Source organism: Paenibacillus sp. MMO-177 (genome assembly GCF_037147795.1).
GTDB lineage: Bacteria > Bacillota > Bacilli > Paenibacillales > Paenibacillaceae > Pristimantibacillus.
In genome coordinates, this window is the sequence record NZ_JBBCUR010000001.1 from 897,871 (window position 1) to 917,314 (window position 19,444).

Consider the following 19,444-nt stretch of genomic DNA (forward strand, 5'->3'; position numbering starts at 1 on the left):
TCCTTACCCCTATGAAGATGATCCCGCAGTGAGCTGTACGAGCAGTCTAGTACCATGAACAAGCACCGACTCATCCAGATCAAACCTGGGCCGGTGCAGCCCTTCACGAATGCCAAGCGCTTCATTCCGGCAGCCCAGCACAATAAAAGCGCCCGGCACCCGGTCCAAGTACCAGCCGAAATCTTCTCCGGCCAGGCTTGGCTCAAGCTGCTGCCGCACATTCTCACCGCCAAGCACAGCTGTGCCTGCACGGATAACCTCAAGTACCGCTTCGCTGTCATTCACAACCGCAATCCCTTCGCGAAGAGCAATATGATAGAAGCCGCCGTAGGCAAGCGATGCCGCTTGCGCATGGCGTTCCAGTCCGGCCGTAATAGCCGCAACGGTCTGCTTGCTGAACGCACGGAAAGTCCCGGTTATGGTGCTCTGCTCGGCAATCGCGTTAATGACCGTACCGGCGCGCACGGTTCCGAAAGCAAGCACGGCCTGCTCTCGCGGATCAATGCTGTTTGCCATCATGCCGTTTACTCCGGCAATATAAGCACCCGTCATCTGGATCGCATCCGCCGCCAGATGGGGCGAGCTGTGATGGCCGTTTGTCCCTTGAAACGTCACGTGAAAATGGGAAGAGGCCGCCATCGCGTATTGCGAATGGATGCCAATCGTGCCTGCATCAAGCTCCGGCCATACATGCAGGGCATAACAGCGGTCAACGCCTTCGAGTATGCCCGCCTCGATCATATCTCTACCGCCGGAGAGCAGGCGCCCGTCCAACGGACTAGGCAGCGCTCCCTCTTCGGCAGGCTGGAAGACAAAGCGGATTTCCCCGGCAAAGCTCTCCCGGTAAGCCGCAAGCGTCTTTGCCGCGCCAAGCAGCATAGCCGTATGCGCATCATGACCGCAGGCATGCATCACTCCGTCAACCGAGGATTTATAATCGGCATCGTTTAATTCCGTAATGGGAAGAGCATCCATATCGGCACGCAGAAGAAGGGTCCGGCCGCCCTCAAGCCCGCCGCGCAGCACGCCTACGATGCCTTTGCCAAAATGGGGGCCGACGCCCGTTTGGACGTCGATCCCCCATTCTTCGAGCAGCCCCGCAACCAATGCCGCCGTACGATTCGTATCGTACAGCAGCTCCGGATGACGGTGCAGGTCGCGGCGAATCGCGATTAGCTCGTCATGCAACGAGCCCGCATACGCCAGCATCTCCTCTATGGCTGCTTTATTGATGTTCAGGCTCAAACGTGCTCGGCTGCTTTCGTATATCGGTTAGCCGGGATCGGCAGGCCCAGATTGCCGCGCAGCGTATCGCCTTCGTACTCGGTGCGGAACAAGCCGCGCGCCTGCAAAATCGGAACCACATGCTCGATGAAATCTTCAAGGCCATGCGGTACCGAAGAGCCAACCATAAAGCCGTCTGCAGCGCCGGCTTCGAACCAATCCTGTACTCGGTCGGCAACCTGCTCCGGCGTGCCGATGAAGATAGGACGAGGAGTCGCAACCTGCAGAGCCACTTGGCGGAGCGTCAGGCCTTTCTCCTTCGCGTTGGCTTTGATTTTGTCCGTACCGCTTTGGAAGCTGTTGCGGCCGAGATCGCCCAGTTCAGGGAACGGCGCGTCCAAATCGTATTGGGAGAAGTCATGATGCTCGAAGAAACGTCCCATGTAGATGAGCGCATTTTCCGCCGAAACAAGGTCCACAACCTCCTGGTATTTGCGCTCCGCTTCTTCCTCCGTGCTGCCGATAATCGGCCCGATGCCCGGGAAGACGAGAACGTTATCCGGGTTGCGGCCAAATGCAGCCGCGCGGCGCTTCACGTCCTGATAGAACGAAACCGCGTCTTCAACCGAATCATGGCCGGTGAAGATCGCATCCGCATGCTTAGCGGCATAGTCCTTGCCCACATCAGACGCTCCCGCCTGGAAAATAACCGGCTGCCCCTGCTTCGAACGGGCAATGTTCAGAGGACCTTTAACGGAGAAGAACTCGCCTTCGTGATTAAGCGTATGCAGCTTGGCAGGGTCGAAGAAGACGCCGGACTCTTTGTCGCGGACAAACGCATCGTCTTCCCACGAATCCCACAAGCCGCGCGTGACCTCCAGGTATTCCGTCGCGATCCGGTAACGCTTGTCGTGGTCCGGATGCTCCTTCTTGCCGTAGTTCAGCGCGGAGCCTTCAAGCGGGGAAGTGACGATATTCCAGCCTGCGCGGCCGCCGCTGATCACGTCAAGCGAACCGAACTGGCGTGCAACCGTAAACGGCTCGCTGTACGAAGTCGAGAGCGTGCCGACAAGACCGATATGCTTGCTGACGGCCGCCAGCGCGCTTAAGATCGTAATCGGCTCGAAGCGGTTCAGGAAATGCGGGATCGATTTTTCGTTAATATAAAGACCGTCAGCGATAAACGCCAGATCGAATTTGCCGGCTTCGGCTTTCTCGACCCACGATTTGTACAGCTCGAAATTGACGCTTGCATCGGACGGCATCTCCGGATGTCTCCACAGCGAAGTGCTGCTGCCGACGCCATGAAGCATCGCGCCCAGCTTTAATTGTTTGCGTGCTGTCATTGCGCATTTCCCCCTTTTGCTGTCGATATCGTAACGGACGGTCCTTGAGCGATGTAAGCGGCTTTGATCCGGTCAATCTGACCCAGATGATGCTGCACATGCTTCGTAAAACCTTGAATAATGTCGCGGACGCGGACCGTTTCCCCTTTGAAGTTGATGCCGGTCTTATCCAGATCCTGCTCGCTCAGACGGCCAAACAGCAGACCGTTATACTGCAGCAGCGCCCAAAATGCATTCAAAATATCGGATGCGTTGCCGTCGTTTGAATGCTGGCCAGATACCCACAGGTCCTGGTTAAAAGCGGGAAGCTGCGCCTTCGTATCCGCTAGAATGTCGCGGATGCGGAAGGATACTACGATATTATGATCGGCCAAATGGGACAGCACCTCGGTAATGCTCCATTTCGCTTCGTTTTCTTTCCATTTCAGCTGCGCTTCTTCTACCCCTGCGATCGCCTGAGTCAATTGAAGATGCGTGTCCAAATAAGCTTGAATATCGATGGCACTCATTGGAAGTCCTCCTTCGGTTCTTGCGGTTCAGCCGCAAAGTGTGATAATGCGCGAATGGCCGTGCCGGCCAAGAAATCAGCAGCGACCGGCAAAGCGCGTTCGTCGAGATCAAACGCCGGATGATGCCATTCTTTTGGCCCGTCCGTCCCTATAAAGACGAATAGTCCCGGAACCTGCTGCTGGTAAGCCGCAAAGTCTTCCCCGGCAAGAGAAGGTACCGGACTAACGGGAAGCAGCTCCAATCGCTCGGCTTCCTGCCATGCCAGCTCCGCTAGCCCTTCATCGTTGTGAACAGGCGGCGGACCTTCAATCCAGCGAACTGCGGCGGTTGTATCGAAGGCTGCTGCAACGCCCGCTACCACCTGGTCGAAGCGCTCGCGGACCCGGCGTCGGATATCCGGATCAAAGGTACGGATCGTACCGTCCAGCACGGCCTTCTCCGGAATCACATTCCATGCCGTACCGCTGTTCAGCTTCGTCACGCTGATCACCGCGCTGTCGAGCGCTCCGACATTACGGCTGACAATAGACTGCAGCGCGGTAACGATATGTGCAGCCGTCAGAACCGGATCGTTGCCGGCTTCCGGTACGGCGGCATGCGAGCCGCGTCCCGCAACCTCAACAACAAAGCCGTCGGCGGCAGCCATAAGCGGGCCGCCTTTAATGCCGATGGTGCCAACCGGCAGATCCGGCTTGTTATGCAGGCCGAATATCGCCTGCACGCCTTCCAGTGCACCGCTGGCGATAACCTGCCAAGCGCCTTTCGCCTTCTCCTCGGCCGGCTGGAAGATCAGCCGGACCGTGCCTTTCAGCTCCTGCTCGCGTTCCTTCAACAAATAAGCGGCTCCAATGAGGGCAGCCGTATGAAAATCATGGCCGCAGGCATGCATTTTGCCAGGAACAGCCGAAGCAAACGGCAGTCCCGTTTCCTCCTGAATCGGAAGGGCATCGATATCGGCACGAAGCGCAATAATCGGCGTACCCGTCCCGATCTCGGCGATAACGCCGGTCTTGAGCGGATAATCCGCGATACGGATGCCGCCCGCTTCAAGCCAGCTCTTGATTCGGATTGTCGTTTCGAATTCCTCGTGGGACAGCTCCGGATTCCGGTGCAGCTCCCTGCGGATATCCGTCAACCGGCCTGCCAACGCAGCAGCGCTGCGGGTTGTTGTATCGTTACTCATTCGTCCACCTCACCTTCCCCAGCTTAAGCCGTTACTTCGGCAAATGCCTCGCTAAGCAGCTCATACGAGCGGATCCGTTTCTCGAACGGTGAAATATTCGTTGTGATAATAAACTCGTCTACGCCGGTCGCTTCCTGCAGGGCGAGCAGCTTGCCGCGTACGGTTTCCTTGGAGCCCGCGGCAATAAGCGGTTCTTTTTCTTCAATGGTGTATTCCTCGCCGGATTGCTGACCGTAAGCTTCTGCCTGCTCTACCGTGCCGAGGGTAACCTTGCGGCCGCTGGCCAAATGCACTTTCACCAGCTTTTGCGGCGGGATTAGGCTTACCGCTTCTTCATCCGTATCCGCTACAATAGCAGCCAATGCCAGAATCGCTTGCGGCGCGGCGCCCAGCTCATAATTAAAGGCCTGCTTATATTTAAGAACCGAGTCAACGGCTGCTTGCTCGTCTCCTCCGATGAACAGGGAGAACACGTAAGGCAGCCCAAGACTTGCGGCAAGCTCTGCGCTGTCCGCGGAAGCACCGAGCACATGCAGCTCCGGCGCAACGGCCGGAATCGGAGTCGCCTTAATACCTGCCAGCGGACCTTCTTCCTCCGTCCGTCCTTCCACGTATCCGCGGAGCTCGACGATTTTGTCTGTCAGAGACAACGGGTTTACGATGTTGCGCTGCAGCGCCTGCGTGCTGCGCGGAAGTCCGCCGGGAGCGCGGCCTACGCCAAGATCAACGCGGCCTGGCTCGAGGGAAGCAAGAACATGGAAGTTCTCCGCTACCTTATAAGGGCTGTAGTGCTGCAGCATAATACCGCCGGAGCCAACCCGAATCTTATTGGTGCGGGCGAGCAGATAGGAGATAAGAACCTCCGGCGAAGAGCCCGCGACATGCTCGGAATCATGATGCTCCGATACCCAGAAGCGGCGGAAGCCAAGCTCCTCCGCTTTTTGCGCCAGCGCAACCGTATGAGCGAATGCTTCGGCTGAAGTTTCGCCCGGGTAGACTGGGCTTTGATCCAAAATGCTTATTGTAATGGACATGCCATAAACCTCCTATAAAGATGATCACACAACCAAACTGGACTGGGCTAGGCACATATCTAGATCGAATAGCTCGGCTCCGTTGAAAACCGCTTCAGGAACTGTTTGGTCCGCTCTTCCTGCGGATTCCCAAACAGCTCGGCCGGAGGGCCCTCCTCGACGACAACGCCGCCGTCCATAAACACCACATGATTCGCAACATCCTGGGCAAAGCCCATCTCGTGCGTCACGATTATCATCGTGATTCCTTCCTTGGCGATCCGTCGGATAACGGCCAGCACCTCGCCCACAAGCTCGGGGTCGAGCGCCGATGTCGGCTCGTCGAACAAGATCACTTCCGGCTCAAGCGCAAGCGCTCTTGCAATGCCGACGCGCTGCTGCTGGCCGCCCGACAGCTGGCTTGGATAAGCATCCAGCTTGGCGCCAAGGCCTACCTTCTCGAGCAGCTCGATGCCGCGTTTGCGAGCCTCTTCCTTGCCGATCTTCTTTACCACGATCAGTCCCTCGATGACATTCTCGAGCGCCGTCTTATGGCTGAACAGATTGTACTGCTGGAACACCATCGCCGAGCGCTGGCGCAGCGAATAAATGTCCTTTTTCCCCGCATGCTTTGCGTTTAGGGTGAAATCGCCAATCCGGATATCTCCGTCGTTTGGCTTCTCCAAGTAATTGATGCAGCGCAGCAGCGTGGTTTTGCCTGAGCCGCTTGGCCCCAGAATAGCTACAACTTCTCCTTTGTTAACGGTGAGATCAATGCCTTGAAGCACCTCATGGCGTCCAAACGACTTGCGGATACCGCTAAGCTTAATCATGCTACCCCTCCCTTGCTGTACACGCGGATTCTTCTTTCGATAAGGCCGGTTACGCGTTCAATCAAAATCGTTAATCCCCAGAATATGGCAGCGGCGGCGATATAAGCTTCGAAGAACTTCCAGTTCGTTGAAGCCACAATCTGCGCTTTGGCGTTTAAATCAACAACCGAAACGGTAAAAGCAAGCGTTGAGCCGTGCAGCATGCCGATGACGGAATTGGACAAATTCGGCAGGCTGGCTGCCAGCGCTTGAGGGAATACGATGCGTCGAAGCGCCTGCGGCGTTGTCATGCCAATCGACCAGGCTGCTTCCATCTGCCCGCGGTCCACCGCCAATAGTCCTGAACGGACAACCTCGGACAAATAAGCGCCTGCCGTAATCGAGAACGAAATATAAGCGAAGCCGATCATCGGGATTTTAGCGGAATTCCAACCCAGACCAAGCTGTGCCGACAGGCCGTCCACAAGCATCGGCAGTCCGAAATAAATTAACAGAAGATGCGTCAGCATCGGCGTCCCGCGGATAAAAGTCACATAACCGCTCGAGAGCTGGGACAGCACCGGAATCCGGTAAATTCGCGCAAGCGCCGTTACGGTTCCAATCACAAATCCGACAGATACCGATACGAGCGTAATAAGCAGCGTAGTTGGGACCGCTGACCATAACTGCAGGAACGCGGTCCATATAAAGCCCGGATCAAGCTTCATAACGCGGCACCTCCTTCAGCTCACGGTTTAAACGGCCCAGCGACACGCGTTTTTTTCTCCGGGTGAACAAGCGGTTCTTTACTTCCGTATCCCGGCGCATATGGCGGGATAAGCGGCGTTCCGCAAGCACCATCAGCCTCTCCAGCGCAATGCTGATCACGAGGTAAATAAGGGCAAGCGCAATATAGGTTTCGAGAAAATGCTGGGACAACGAGCCAAGCGTCTGCGCCTTGCCCATCATCTCCATAACGCCCAGCGTGAAGGCAAGCGAGGTGTCCTTCAGCATCGCAATGACGAGGTTGGCGAATACCGGAACCGCAATGGCTACCGCCTGCGGCAGCACGATCCGGGTAAAAGCCTGATACCCGGTCATGCCTACGGCATAAGCCGCTTCCACCTGTCCCCGGTTAACCGCCAGAACGGCGGCCCGGATTGTCTCCGATATAAATGCAGCCACATTAAGGCCAAACGTTAAAATAACGAAATAGAGAACCGGAACCTTAGACACATCGACATAGACGAGCTTCAATATTTCCGGAAGTCCGTAATAGAACAGGAACAGCTGAATAAGGATCGGCGTGCCCCGGAAGAAGGAAACGTACACCATCGATACATTCCGAAGCACCGGTACGTTGTAAAGGCGGGGAAGAGCCACAAGAAAGCCTACAAGCAGCCCCAGTCCGATAGCACCCGCTACGATCAGCAGGGTAATATTCAGCGTACTCAGCAGTTTGGGAATAAAATCGAGCACATAATTAATATCGAAGCCATACTCCATCTTGCGGTCTCACCTCTCCTTACTTTGAATCACGATGCTATTTCGCGTTGTCTGCCGTAAAGTCGCTGCCAAGCCACTCCGTGCTCAGCTTGCCGAGCGTACCGTCCGCTTTGATTTCTTTCAACGCGCCGTCCACTGCATCGGACAGCTCTTGCTCAGCCGGATCGTTCTTGCGGAGCACGAACAGAATATCCGCTTCAGACAGGTCATCACCGGCTGTCTTCAGCTTGGCTTGCGGGTCGATCAGCGATAGCGTAAAGTCTGCTCCGATTGTAGCGTCTACGCGGCCGCTCGTAATTTGGCTGACCGTATCATTGGCTCCGCCGTTTTGATACACGATATTAATTTTCTTGTCATGCGACTTGTTATAGTTCTCAAGAATCTGCGCCTCAGCGCTGGTTGCGCCAGTCAGAACCTTCTTGCCTGCCAAGTCATCAAGAGAGTTAATCGTGTTATTGTCCTTTGCGACAATGATTTTATTTCTCCAGTGTGCGTAAGACTCTTTGTTAAACAGGTACTTCTCTTCGCGCTCCGGATTTTTCTCCATTTCATGCGCAACAAGATCAATCTTGTTCGTCTCCAGGCTCAGCAGAAGATTCGAGAATTCCATCGTTTTAATGTCGAATTCATATTGCGGCAGACGCTTGTCGATCTCTTTGATAAGCTCAACGTCAAAGCCGGTCAGTTTGCCGTTCTCGTCAATAAAGCATACTTTCGGGAATCCGGTCCCTGTTCCGATAACGACTTTTTTCACTTCGCCGCCTGCATTGCTTGATGCAGATACATTAGCAGCAGCTTTATTGCCGTTTTGAGCTTGCGTATTGTCCGATTTATTGTTTGAGCCGCAGCCTGCTGCCACCAGAATCAACGACAATGCTGCTGTAACGACTAATGCTTTTTTCTTCATTTTAAGTACCCCCGTCTTTTTCATTAATTTGTTGTGGCTTGTGCTTCGCTTGCTTTCTCGAACAGCTCCGGGTTCACAATCTTGCGGAGCAAATGCATCGTTCCGTCCCCGTTGCCGGAGTCGAAGGAGCGGATGCTTTCGTAACCTCTGCGCTGGTACATCGGCAGAAGCCATGGATGCTTCTCGGCTGTTCCAAGCGTTACCGCAGGCGCCCCTTCCTTGTCGCGAATAATCGTATTCTCGACCCAGGTCAGCAGCTTGTCGCCGTATCCTTTGCCTTGCTCGCCGGGATGGACCGCGAACCATTTGATAAACGGCAGATCCGTAATGGCCTTCACTTCATCGTTTCTCGATAAGGTTATCGTTGCAACGATAACGCCGTCCGCCTCCAGCACGTAACATTCATTCTGTGTAATGTTGTCCCGTATCTGATCCAGACCGGCATTCGCCGCTGGCCAATTCAGCTTCAGCTCCCGAATGAGCGAATAGGCTTCATACGTCACTTCATGCAGACGCTCCGCATCCTCGACTACCGCTTGCCTAAACAATTCACTCATAGTTCCACCCCTTAAATGTCTAATTAAATAATTCCTATAAACTTACTAAGAATTAAGATGGTATAAATGTATCATCTATCCGCCTAACCGCGCTAATAGACTTTCTCTATCGATCGATTGATTCTATTGGTCCGTGCTAAATGCTGTAAAAGCTCAAATTATCCTTAGGCAGCAGCGCCTGGATATACTCCTCGTTCTCTCCCGTCAGCGCAATCAGGTTCGTCTGCAGGGAAATCCCCTTAGTCTCTTCAATCTCAATCGGGATAAGTCTGCCTTTGCTTACTTCTTCCCTCGCGCATAAGCCCGGAAGGAAGCAGATGCCGGCCTTTTGCAGCACTAGCTTCTTCGCCGTCTCGGAATTATCCGCATGGAAAACGATGCGCGGAGGCTGCTCCAGATGCTCGAATACGCGGTGAAGCCTCAGCCAGTCAAGCGAGCCGCATTCGAAGAAAACAAGGGGCTGATCGCGGATCTCGTCTATCGAGACCCGGCCCTCTTCCGCAAACGGATGCCCCTCGTAGACATACAGCCGGATAGGATCTTCATAATAAGGAAACGACTGCAGGGAAGGATGAACAAGCTTTCGGACAAAAGCGATATCAATCTCCTTGTCGAGCAGCTTTTTGACCAGGTCATCCGAAGGCGCAGTTGTTAGTTTAAAGGTTAAACGCGGGAATAAACGAGTGAGCCTCGGAAGCAAATCGGGTATCAGATAGTTCGAGACGGACACCGTGCTTCCGATTCGAAGCTCCTGCGGACGGGCCCCCTTCTCCTGGAGATGAAGACGCCCTTTCTGAATCGTTTGAAGAATCTGCTGGGCGTAAGGAAGGAACTGCTTGCCTTTCTCGGTCAGCATAATTTGCTTGCCAAGCCGGTCGAACAGCCGGCAGTCGAGTTCTCTCTCCAGCGTTTGAATGCGGGCGGTGACGGATGGCTGGGAGAGGAAGAGCACCTCCGCCGCTTTATTAAAGCTGCCGTAATGATTGACATACACAAAAGCTTCGATGTTCTCAATATTCATGGATAATCCCTCCGCGACCTTATCGATAGACTTTTTCTATATTGGCGATTAAATTAATTTTATCTTATAGGATTAATCGGATTTAGGGAATAGCGGAAATGTAAAAAACTTCAATATTACATAAAAAGGCGGATCGAATTGTCTTCGATCCGCCTTAAATTCTTCTCTCTATTCCTCTTCCTGCACGAAGTTCAGCACCTGCTCGTCAACCGCTGCCGTCTCGCCAAGATCGGGAACATCCGTTAACGCCACTTCGGGAAGCCCGTTTATACCATGCAGTTCAAATATAATGATTTCGTTGCTCCCTTTGCGGAGCAGCGGACCCGGCACGTATAACGTACGCTGCGGACCGGCTTCCCAATAACGGCCAAGCTGGAAGCCGTTGATCCAAGCGATTCCCTTCTGCCAGCCGTCGAAGCGCAGGAACGTATCGGCAGGCTCGTCCACCTCCACAAATCCGCGATAAAAGGCGGGACAACCGTCAGGCTGCCGTGCCGCTGTTACTTCCAAGGACTCATATTGAATCCGCGCAAGCTGCTCGGACTCGAGCGGCAGGAGGGTAATCGTCCAGTTCGACTGGAACTGGTTATCGATCAGTATTCCTTCCGTAATTCCTTTATGATCGCGCAGATAAGGCCCGTAATTGACTCGCCCCATATTTTCGACCAGGACATCCAGTCTCGCCCCTTCTCTCGGAATCGAGATCTCGATAGGCTGCGGATTCCACCGCTCGACGACGCCGATCAGCTTGCCGTCCAGGAACACCTGGGCCCGATCGCGCACTTCGCGAAGATGCAGCTTCTGACGGTTTCTTGGCCCTTTAACCTGTGCAGAGTACAAAATAAAGCCATAAGCCTGGTCGTAATGCTCCATCGGCCGGATGCTAACCGATTGAACCTGGCCGGAGGATGCCAGCTCCAGTTGGCCAAACAGGTCCGCTTTTTCCGTCAAAGCGACCTTGCCGTAAGCCTTCTTCGGAATCGGTGCCGGGAACGGCGCCCCCTCCGGTATGCCGTGCTTTTCGAGCACGCCGCGGATCGCCTTGTATTTGTCCGTTGCATCTCCCCACTCCGTGAGCGGCGCATCGTAATCATAGCTGGTCACGGTTGGCTCATAATGCTCGCCGTAATTGGCGCCGCTGTAATAGCCGAAGTTCGTCCCGCCGTGGAACATGTACAGATTAACGGATGACCCTTGCTGCAGCATCTCGTCCAATACGTTCGCAACATCCCCGGCCTCCCGGACATGATGCGGCTTCCTCCAATGGTCGAACCAGCCAAGCCAATACTCCATGACCATCAGCGGCTCGTCCTGCCTGTACTCCCGGTATTTGCCGAAGGACTCCGCTACGCGCGAGCCAAAGTTAACCGTTGCATGCAGCCCGTCAACCGTGCCGCCTAGCAGCATCTCGTCGGTTGGACCGTCCGAGGTGAACAGCAGGCAGTCAACCCCGCGGCGGATGAGGCCATCCCTTAAGTAAGCCAAATACGCGGTATCATTGCCGTAGCTGCCGTATTCATTCTCGACCTGCATCGCAATGACGGGACCGCCCTGCGAATCGAGCAGCGGCAGCAGGCGCGGAATAAGCTCGTCATAGTAGCGGTCGACTTTTTCCAGGTATTCGTTATCCATGCAGCGCAAGCCCATGGACGATTTCAACAGCCAGGCCGGCAGGCCGCCAAATTCCCACTCCGCGCATATATAAGGGCTGGGACGGACAATCACGTACAAACCAAGCCGGCCCGCCGTCTCTATAAAACGGGCGACATCGGCAATCCCGTCGAAGCGAAAGCTCCCCTCCCGAGGCTCATGCAGATTCCACGGAATATACGTTTCGACCGTATTGAAGCCGCAAGCCTTCAGCTTCAGCAGCCTGTCCTCCCAATATTCCGGCACAACCCGGAAATAATGAATCGCCCCGGACAAAATCCGGAACTCCTCGCCATCCAGCCAATATTTCTGATCCTTCCACGTTAACCGGCTCACCTTATACCTCCAATTTGCCCATGCGCCCAGCATAGAAAGAAAGCCCCGGAGCAACCGGCAGGTTGTCTCCGAAGCTCTCTTCCGTTAGCTTATGAGCGATTATTTGTTTTCTTTCTCATTAATTATTTTTGTTGCTTGATCAACCATCCACTTCTGAACGTCGTCGATCGATTCGTTGCTCAGCATAAATTTGCTGAAGCCGTCGTCGATGACCTTGGTCAGTTCGGATGTCGATACGGTAATAACGCTGGAAGCGTCCAGGTATTTGATGTTGTCGCCAAACAGCGTGCTTTGCAGGGAATCCACGTCGTACAGGTCTTTGTTCCCGCCAATGATGCGGTCCAGAAGCGCTTTGTTGTCCGCCTTTTTCCAGCCGGAGAATTCGGTGCGCTTGTCGGAATCCGACGTTGTCATAAAGCGCATCAGCTTAAACGAAGCGTCTTTATGCTTGGAGCTTTCGCCCATTACAACCGAGCTGCCGCTTGTGAAATATTTGCCGCCTTCATAGTCTTTCGGCTCGGCGCCTTTCGGAGGCAGCGGTACCGGTGCAAATGCCGTCTTGAACGTATGCGGGTATTGCTCCTGATTGCCTACGTCCGGAATCGTAAAGCTTCCCGTCAGAATCATCGCAGCCTGCTCGTTAAAGAATTCCGTCCGGTAGTTCAGCTTGGCCGCAAGCACATCGGCGTAAGGCTTGGCCGATTTGTCGACGTTCTCCATATCCTTGCGGAGCTGGAAGAAGTATTTATAGGAAGGATCGGACAAGATCGTCGAACCGTCGTCATAACGGAACGGATCCTTCATCACGGTCTGCGCCGGCGCGTTCATGTACAGCTCCCAGGTATGGAAGTACGTACCGTAACGCTTGTCCACGCCTTCGCCTTTGGTCAGCTTCTTGGCATAGTCACGGTAGTCATCCCAGGTCCAGCCATAGGTTGGAACCGGCAGGCCCGCTTCATCCAGCGCATCCTTGTTCAGCAGCACGTAGTTGAAGCTTGAAGTCAGCTGCATGCCGTAGTAGTTGTCGCCAATCTTCGGATTCACATAATATTCATCTTCAGGCACCAGATTTTCCTGCTTATAGAAATCATTTAAGGATGCCAATGCGCCTCTTGTCGCACGTTCGTAGACAGCTCCAAGGTTCGGCATCGCCACAACGTCAACCGCCTCTCCCGAGGAGATCAGGAAGTCCAGCTTTTTCAGCATTTCAACGGAATCACCCGGTACCAGAACGACATGCTCAACCTTGATATCCGGATTCTTGGTCATGAATTCATCCAGCATCGCGTCGGTTGCAACCGCTTGGGCTTCGTTATCCCAGTTGTAATACTTGATCGTTACGGGTTCCGTTTTGCCCGACCCAGCTGCGCCTTCGCTGCCCGAATTCGCCGAGTTGCCTCCGCATGCGCTCAGCGCAACCGTGCCGGCCAGCAGCAAGCCCGCTACCGCCGTAAACTTGCGTTTCGATTGTTTCATTTCTGCTTCCCCCTAGAACTTTATAATGACTACACACTCAGTATAACGATCGCCTAATTGCGCAAAGTGTATAATTTTGAGGTGTAACGAGTACTTTTTTGACTACCTTACCCTTTCACGCCGCCTAACGCAATCCCGTTAATGACCTGCTTCTGCATGATAATGAAAATGGCCAGAAGAGGGATAATCGCCGATAAGGCAGCCATCATCATAATCGCATAGTTATTCGTGTAATCATCCCGGAACAGCGTAATGCCAAGCGGAATGGTGTACAGCTTCTTGCTCAGGAGGAAAATAAGCGGGTTCTGGTAATCGTTCCACGTCCAGATGAATTTGATGATCGCCACTGTCGCCAAGACCGGCCTGCAGAGCGGAATCATAATCGAGAAGAACGTCCGCAGATGTCCCGCGCCGTCAATGCGCGCCGCCTCCAAATATTCATCGCTGATATCGGACATGAACTGCCGCAGCAGAAACGTGAAGTAGATCGAGAACATGCTCATCAGGATAATCGCGGCATGCGTATCGTACAGCCCCAGCCAGCGGATGATGAGAAACCGCGGAATGAGCGTCGCCTGATCGGGAATGATCATAAAGGACAGCATCGCCAGAAAGATCATGTGGCGGCCCCGGAAACGCAGCTTCGTCAGCGCGTAGGCGGACATCGACGAGATCAGCAGCGTAATAAGCGTTGTGATAATGGCCACCTTCAGAGAGTTCCAGTAGAAATGATAGAACGGAACACGGCCCATCCAGACGGATTTGAAGTTGTAAATTACGTTGATTTTCTCCGGAACCCACTGGATCGGGAAGCGCATGACATCCTTCTCGAACTTCAAGGCGGACGAGACCATCCAGACCAGCGGGGTCAGGAACATCAGAGAGAATGCTCCCAGCAAGACGGTAATGATGCTTTTTGACAGTTTTGTTGCCACAGGTAATCCCTCCCTTTCTTAGTCCTTCCCAAGCTTCCACGTTGCCGCCGTAATGATGCCGATAATGGCGAATAGCAGCCAGGAGATCGCCGAGGCATAGCCCATATCGTAGTTGCGGAAGCCTTCTTCGTAGATCCGGTACACCAGAACGGTAGACGAATTGTTAGGACCGCCTTCCGTCAGGTACGAGATGATATCAAACACCTTGAACGAGCCGATCAGCATCGTAATGGCAAGAAAAAAGGTCGTTGGACGCAGCAGAGGCACCGTAATCCGGAAAAATTTCTTCAGCGGAGAAGCCCCGTCAATCTCGGAAGCCTCGTAAATTTCGTTCGAGATGTTGGTAAGACCCGCGGTATAAATGATAATCGTGTAGCCAAGGCTCGCCCATGTGCCGATGATTGCGATGGAGAGCAGCGAGGTCTTCGGATCAACCAGCCACTTCGGCGGAGCGTCAATGCCAAGCTGCATTAGCAGCTGGTTAACCGGGCCGAGAGACGGATGCAGCAAGGCGCTCCATACCGCGGCAATCGCGATGATCGACGAGATATACGGGATAAAGAAGACAACCTTGAAGTAGCTTTTCAGGAAAACGCTGTTGTTGATAACAACGGCCAGCACCAGCGCAATCGCAATTGGAATCGGCACTGTCATCACGGTGTACAGCAGGTTGTTTTTCAGCGCCTCCGCAATGGCCGGATCATGGAAGAGCTCCTTGTAGTTGCCAAGCCCAATCCATTTGATGCCGGGAAGGCCGGACAACATGTCCCATTTGGAGAAGCTCAAATATAAAGAGAACCCTAAGGCAAATACGTTTAGCAGCAGCATCCCGACAATCTCGGGAATAAGAAATAGCCAGCCGACCAGCGCTTCTCTGCGTGACGGCGTCCAAAATCTCTTCCTGGCTTCAGCCGCATGGCTGGCGCCTGCCGTTTGTTTGACGACTTCCATACAATCACCTCAACTCTTATGTTGAGATCATAATAAGGGATTGAGCCAACTTGTAAGCGAAGTATTCTGACCCGATACAGGGAAGATTTTGACCTTTTTCTTTGCGGGGCGGCCATGTGCCGGCAACGCAAAAAAGGCCGCGCTCCAGAGGCGCAGCTTGTTTCCGGGGGACAGCTATGGCTTGAGGATCGGCCTGACTACTTGTTTGCATTAGATTCCCCCGGTGGATCAAGCATTCATGCTGAGCGTATATTCCACGCACAAGTCCTCCTCTCAGCCCCCTCCCACTCAACCTGCATTGCACAAATTACACCATAATACGCTGAAATCATGCACTTCGGCTGCGTACGTTGTACGAAATGCAGCATATTGAACTGAATTGGGGTTCTTAGGCCCGTTTTGAGAGAAATATTACTGCAAAAAATACAACATTATTCGTGTTTTTAGATCAATAGGCGGCATTATACTGTATTACGTGCAACGTAAAATAGGGCCGGCATGATCCGGTCATGCAAAATGCCGCTTCTAGGAGCGGCATTTTAGAGAGAAATCCAGGGCTTGCCTAATCTATTGCAATCTATGATTTACGGATCAGTTGATACTATGGTTAGTGACATTATGATTTACGGATCAGCTGATGCTTTTGCTTGAACTGGCTTGGGGTGAAGCCAATATACTTCTTGAACACCTTCGAGAAATAAGCGCGGTCCGAGTAACCAAGCCCTACCGCAAGCGTCTCGAGCGTCTGGCCGGAGCTCTTCAGCATATTGGCGGCTATCTTCATCTTGTATTGATGCACATAGTCCGTGAAGCTAAGCCCCGTCAGCCGTTTGAAATAACGGGAGAAGTAGCTGGGATTCAAATACAGGTACTGCGCGATATCAATGGACGTAATATTATCGGATAGATGATTGTCGATAAAAGCTTGAATGACCTGTAGCCGCGGCTCCCGCGATTTGGCGGCGCCCCCGGCATGGCCAAGCTGCTCTTGGGCTAGACGCTCCAGCCGGCCAACCGCCAGCTCGAGCGCGTCCTCCATCGTTCTTGCCGCGCCGATATAAGCGTAGACGTCTTCTTCCGCTTTTCTCCGCGGGAACAGGATTTCGGCTTCGCGAAGCAGCTGGACAAGCGCCTCGGTCCATTCCTCCGGCTCGATCCTGCGGCTGCCCGCCTCCTGCCCGAAACGGAGTAATACGCCGCGCAGCTCCACGGCATTCTTCTCCAGAATGGTGCGTTCAAGCTCGCCGCGGAATGCCGCATTAAAGTCCTGCGGCAGCGGATAAAAAAGCTGGCTAAGCAGCTGCGAGGATGAAGCCGCGGCCACCTGGCCCATCCGGTAAAACTCCGGCTTGCCGCTTCTGATCTGCTGGTAGACGGAACCGGCCGCCTGCAGGACAAGCTTGTCCGTGACAAGAACGATTTGCAGCGTAATCCTAAGATATGCCGTCACCTGACGAAGCAGCTCGTCCAGATACGATTGCAGATAAGCCTGATCATTCCCTGCCAGGTTCTGGCGGTAATTGTACAGCACCATGAAATGATCCTGGTCGATAAACGGCGTTACCCCTTTATAAGACTGGGCAATTTCCAGGGCAATATTATAGATGGCGTAACGGATAAGCGGAATATTGCTCCGGTTGTAGAGCAGCTCGTAATCCGAATAACGAAGATGAATCATCCCCATCATAAAGCACGCATACGGCCATTCGATCCCGATGCGGGACGCGTAAGCCCGCGTCTTTTCCAAATCCGCTCCGTCCATTATCATCTGGAATAACGCGCGTTTTTGCAGCTCGATGCTATAGGCATCGGAATCCGTTCCGCTTTCGGTCGTCCGTCCCTTCAGACGGGTAACCGATCTGCGCAGACTCTCCTCCAGCTGGTCGGCGGTCAATTGATCCTTGATCAAATAATCGTCGGCATCCAGCTTCACCGCCTGCTGGGCATAATGAAATTCCTCGTGGCAGGTCAGAAAAATAATCCGGACGCCAGGCTTTATAGCCGTAAATTCCGCGGCCAGCTCGATTCCGTTCTTCTTCGGCAGTCCGATATCCGTAATGACGATATCCGGCATCGTCTCCTTGAACAGATGCAGCGCCTTTACGCTCGAGAACGTGCTTCCGGCTACATGCAAATCAAGCTGCTTCCATTCAATCATCTGCTGCAGCACTTTAAGCATCGGGACATCATCATCAATCAGCATGACTTTATACATGGGATACCTCCTGTACGGACGGACTTGGACTTGGATTTGGACTTGGAATAGCCAAAATAACGGTAATGCCGCCTGCGGCATTGGAGCGCAGCCTCATCTCTGCCGAGCCGTACGTCAGCTTCAGCCGCTGGATGACGTTCCGCAGCCCTACCCGCTCATACGGCACATACTCTTCCGCGTCCGTATCCAAATCCGAAGAAGCGTTTAATTGCCTGTTCAGACGGACAAGCTGCTCTTCCTCCATGCCGCAGCCGTCGTCCTCGATTGCCATATAAATACGGCCCTGCTCGCGATAAGCATGAACAACGATATGAAGTTCATCCTTCTCGTCCAGGCCATGCACGATCGCGTTCTCGACTATAGGCTGAAGCACCAGCTTCGGCACAACAAAGCTCTTCAGCTCCGGTTCGATGCGGGCTTCAATGGATAACGGCATCTCGCTGCGGACCTTCATAATATCGACGTAATAACCGAGCAGCCTGCACTCTTCCTCAAGCGAGGATGGCGTATTTACCTTCAGATAGGCGCGCAGCAGATTCATTAAAGAGTCGACAATGCCGCTATGCACCTGATCCTTGCTAAGAATGAGGCTGCATTTAATCGAATTAAGCGTATTGATCAGAAAATGCGGCCGGATCTGCATGAACAGGGCTTCCAGCTCCATAACCCTTTTTTGCTCCTGTTCCTGTTCGATGTTCGTAATCAGCACTTCTATCTCGTCAAGCATCTGGTTAAAAGAATGCCCAAGCTCCGCAATATCGTCCTTGCCCTTTACTTCAAGCCGCATATCGCGGTTCCCCAAAGCAAACTGGCGGGCAACCCGCTGCAGCTTCTGAATCGGATTATGCAGCCTCCTCGCGAACAATAGAGAGATGACCGAGAATACCAGCGTAAACACCAGCACCAATCCGATTCCGATGTAAAAGGCACGCGAAATCTGGCCAAAAAGCGAATCCTCGGACGTCTCATAGGCGAGCTTCCAGTCGGTTTTGTCCAGCGTTAGCTGCGTCCGGTATACGGAATCCGGGGTGCCGGTTGGCTGAAGCCGGATATCCGGACTGCCCGCAATCCGGTTGCCTGTCCCGTCGAATAACGCAATCTGCCCGAATTCGACCCGCTTCAGCAGCTTTTCGAAATAAGAGGCTTCAATTCCGACAAGCAGCACAGCCGTATAGGGCTTGCCGCCCCCGTCGCCTATGACTCTCGCAAGATAATACGTGCCGTCGTCATCGGGACTGTCATGAAGGAGTCCGAGATACTGCAGCACAACCGGCTTCGAGGCATTTACGTTCTTAAGGAGCGGTGCCAGCTTGCTGTTGATCGCCGCCAAATTCTCCGAATCCGGCGACAGGATAAAGTTCGCCCGGTTAACCAGATACATATGAATGCTGTTGTTCAGCGGCTTGGACGTAATCAGCGAGAAGCTGTCTTTTATCCGGATGAAACGGGTGTAGTCGGTATACGTATTCAGCCTGCTTGTATCCGCGAACAGATTAAGGGATGCCCGCAGCTCGGAGTCATTCACGATATAATGCGAGGCGAAGGTCACATCGTCTATCGTCCGGTCGATTTCCCCGACTATAACGTTCAGCATACTGTTGTTGCTGATCTGAAACTTCTCTATCATGTTCTGCTTTAATAGCGTATACGAAATAACCGAAACGGCGAGGATCGGAAAAATAATAAACAAGAGAAAGGACAACTGGATTCTTCGGTAGTAGGTTAATCTCGTCATGGCTGCACGCCTTCCCATACGATATATCCTCATTGTAGCAGTATCGGTATACCGGGAACATCCCCAA

17 protein-coding genes are annotated in these 19,444 nt (G+C 53.5%); all 17 read right to left on the reverse strand.

All coding sequences use genetic code 11. The features are described from left to right. Positions 1 to 9: 9 nt before the first annotated feature. The gene (locus WFK81_RS03970) at positions 10 to 1,245 is read right to left on the reverse strand and encodes a M20 metallopeptidase family protein (protein ID WP_336785133.1); all 1,236 of its coding nucleotides are present in this window, start codon (positions 1,243 to 1,245) and stop codon (positions 10 to 12) included. Further along, the gene (locus tag WFK81_RS03975; protein WP_336785134.1) at positions 1,242 to 2,570 is read right to left on the reverse strand and encodes an LLM class flavin-dependent oxidoreductase; all 1,329 of its coding nucleotides are present in this window, start codon (positions 2,568 to 2,570) and stop codon (positions 1,242 to 1,244) included. The genes WFK81_RS03970 and WFK81_RS03975 overlap by 4 nt, the downstream gene beginning before the upstream one ends. Next, entirely contained in the window at positions 2,567 to 3,079 is a 513-nt protein-coding gene (locus WFK81_RS03980; protein ID WP_336785135.1) for a DinB family protein, read from the reverse strand. The genes WFK81_RS03975 and WFK81_RS03980 overlap by 4 nt, the downstream gene beginning before the upstream one ends. Then, positions 3,076 to 4,263, reverse strand: coding sequence for a M20 peptidase aminoacylase family protein (locus WFK81_RS03985; RefSeq protein ID WP_336785136.1), 1,188 nt, complete (start codon positions 4,261 to 4,263; stop codon positions 3,076 to 3,078). Before WFK81_RS03985 ends, WFK81_RS03980 begins: the two co-directional genes overlap by 4 nt. Positions 4,264 to 4,286: 23 nt before the next feature. After that, positions 4,287 to 5,297, reverse strand: a complete 1,011-nt coding sequence (locus WFK81_RS03990) for an LLM class flavin-dependent oxidoreductase (protein ID WP_336785137.1) — start codon at positions 5,295 to 5,297, stop codon at positions 4,287 to 4,289. 59 nt (positions 5,298 to 5,356) lie between these two features. Then, on the reverse strand, positions 5,357 to 6,109 hold the full coding sequence (locus tag WFK81_RS03995; protein ID WP_336785138.1) for an amino acid ABC transporter ATP-binding protein: 753 nt from the start codon (positions 6,107 to 6,109) through the stop codon (positions 5,357 to 5,359). After that, positions 6,106 to 6,816, reverse strand: a complete 711-nt coding sequence (locus tag WFK81_RS04000; protein WP_336785139.1) for an amino acid ABC transporter permease — start codon at positions 6,814 to 6,816, stop codon at positions 6,106 to 6,108. Before WFK81_RS04000 ends, WFK81_RS03995 begins: the two co-directional genes overlap by 4 nt. Beyond that, positions 6,806 to 7,594, reverse strand: a complete 789-nt coding sequence (locus WFK81_RS04005) for an amino acid ABC transporter permease (protein ID WP_336785140.1) — start codon at positions 7,592 to 7,594, stop codon at positions 6,806 to 6,808. The genes WFK81_RS04000 and WFK81_RS04005 overlap by 11 nt, the downstream gene beginning before the upstream one ends. A gap of 37 nt (positions 7,595 to 7,631) precedes the next feature. Continuing rightward, positions 7,632 to 8,501 carry a transporter substrate-binding domain-containing protein gene (locus WFK81_RS04010; RefSeq protein ID WP_336785141.1) on the reverse strand — a complete coding sequence of 290 codons (870 nt, stop codon included), beginning with the start codon at positions 8,499 to 8,501 and terminating at the stop codon, positions 7,632 to 7,634. A 23-nt stretch (positions 8,502 to 8,524) separates the two neighbouring features. Continuing rightward, positions 8,525 to 9,058, reverse strand: coding sequence for a GNAT family N-acetyltransferase (locus WFK81_RS04015; RefSeq protein ID WP_336785142.1), 534 nt, complete (start codon positions 9,056 to 9,058; stop codon positions 8,525 to 8,527). Between the two features lie 136 nt (positions 9,059 to 9,194). After that, positions 9,195 to 10,079, reverse strand: coding sequence for a LysR family transcriptional regulator (locus WFK81_RS04020; RefSeq protein WP_336785143.1), 885 nt, complete (start codon positions 10,077 to 10,079; stop codon positions 9,195 to 9,197). Positions 10,080 to 10,247: 168 nt separating this feature from the next. Next, positions 10,248 to 12,065 carry a glycoside hydrolase family 35 protein gene (locus tag WFK81_RS04025; protein ID WP_336785144.1) on the reverse strand — a complete coding sequence of 606 codons (1,818 nt, stop codon included), beginning with the start codon at positions 12,063 to 12,065 and terminating at the stop codon, positions 10,248 to 10,250. Between the two features lie 99 nt (positions 12,066 to 12,164). Further along, positions 12,165 to 13,541: an ABC transporter substrate-binding protein gene (locus tag WFK81_RS04030; protein WP_336785145.1), complete on the reverse strand. Its 1,377-nt coding sequence runs from the start codon at positions 13,539 to 13,541 to the stop codon at positions 12,165 to 12,167. A 107-nt stretch (positions 13,542 to 13,648) separates the two neighbouring features. Continuing rightward, a complete protein-coding gene (locus WFK81_RS04035) occupies positions 13,649 to 14,419 on the reverse strand; it encodes a carbohydrate ABC transporter permease (protein WP_336785483.1) in 771 nt (256 codons plus the stop codon). 75 nt (positions 14,420 to 14,494) lie between these two features. Further along, positions 14,495 to 15,427 carry a carbohydrate ABC transporter permease gene (locus tag WFK81_RS04040; protein WP_336785146.1) on the reverse strand — a complete coding sequence of 311 codons (933 nt, stop codon included), beginning with the start codon at positions 15,425 to 15,427 and terminating at the stop codon, positions 14,495 to 14,497. A 616-nt stretch (positions 15,428 to 16,043) separates the two neighbouring features. After that, a complete protein-coding gene (locus tag WFK81_RS04045; RefSeq protein WP_336785147.1) occupies positions 16,044 to 17,642 on the reverse strand; it encodes a response regulator transcription factor in 1,599 nt (532 codons plus the stop codon). Next, complete coding sequence (locus WFK81_RS04050) at positions 17,635 to 19,377, reverse strand: sensor histidine kinase (protein WP_336785148.1); 1,743 nt, start codon at positions 19,375 to 19,377, stop codon at positions 17,635 to 17,637. The genes WFK81_RS04045 and WFK81_RS04050 overlap by 8 nt, the downstream gene beginning before the upstream one ends. Positions 19,378 to 19,444: the final 67 nt, after the last annotated feature.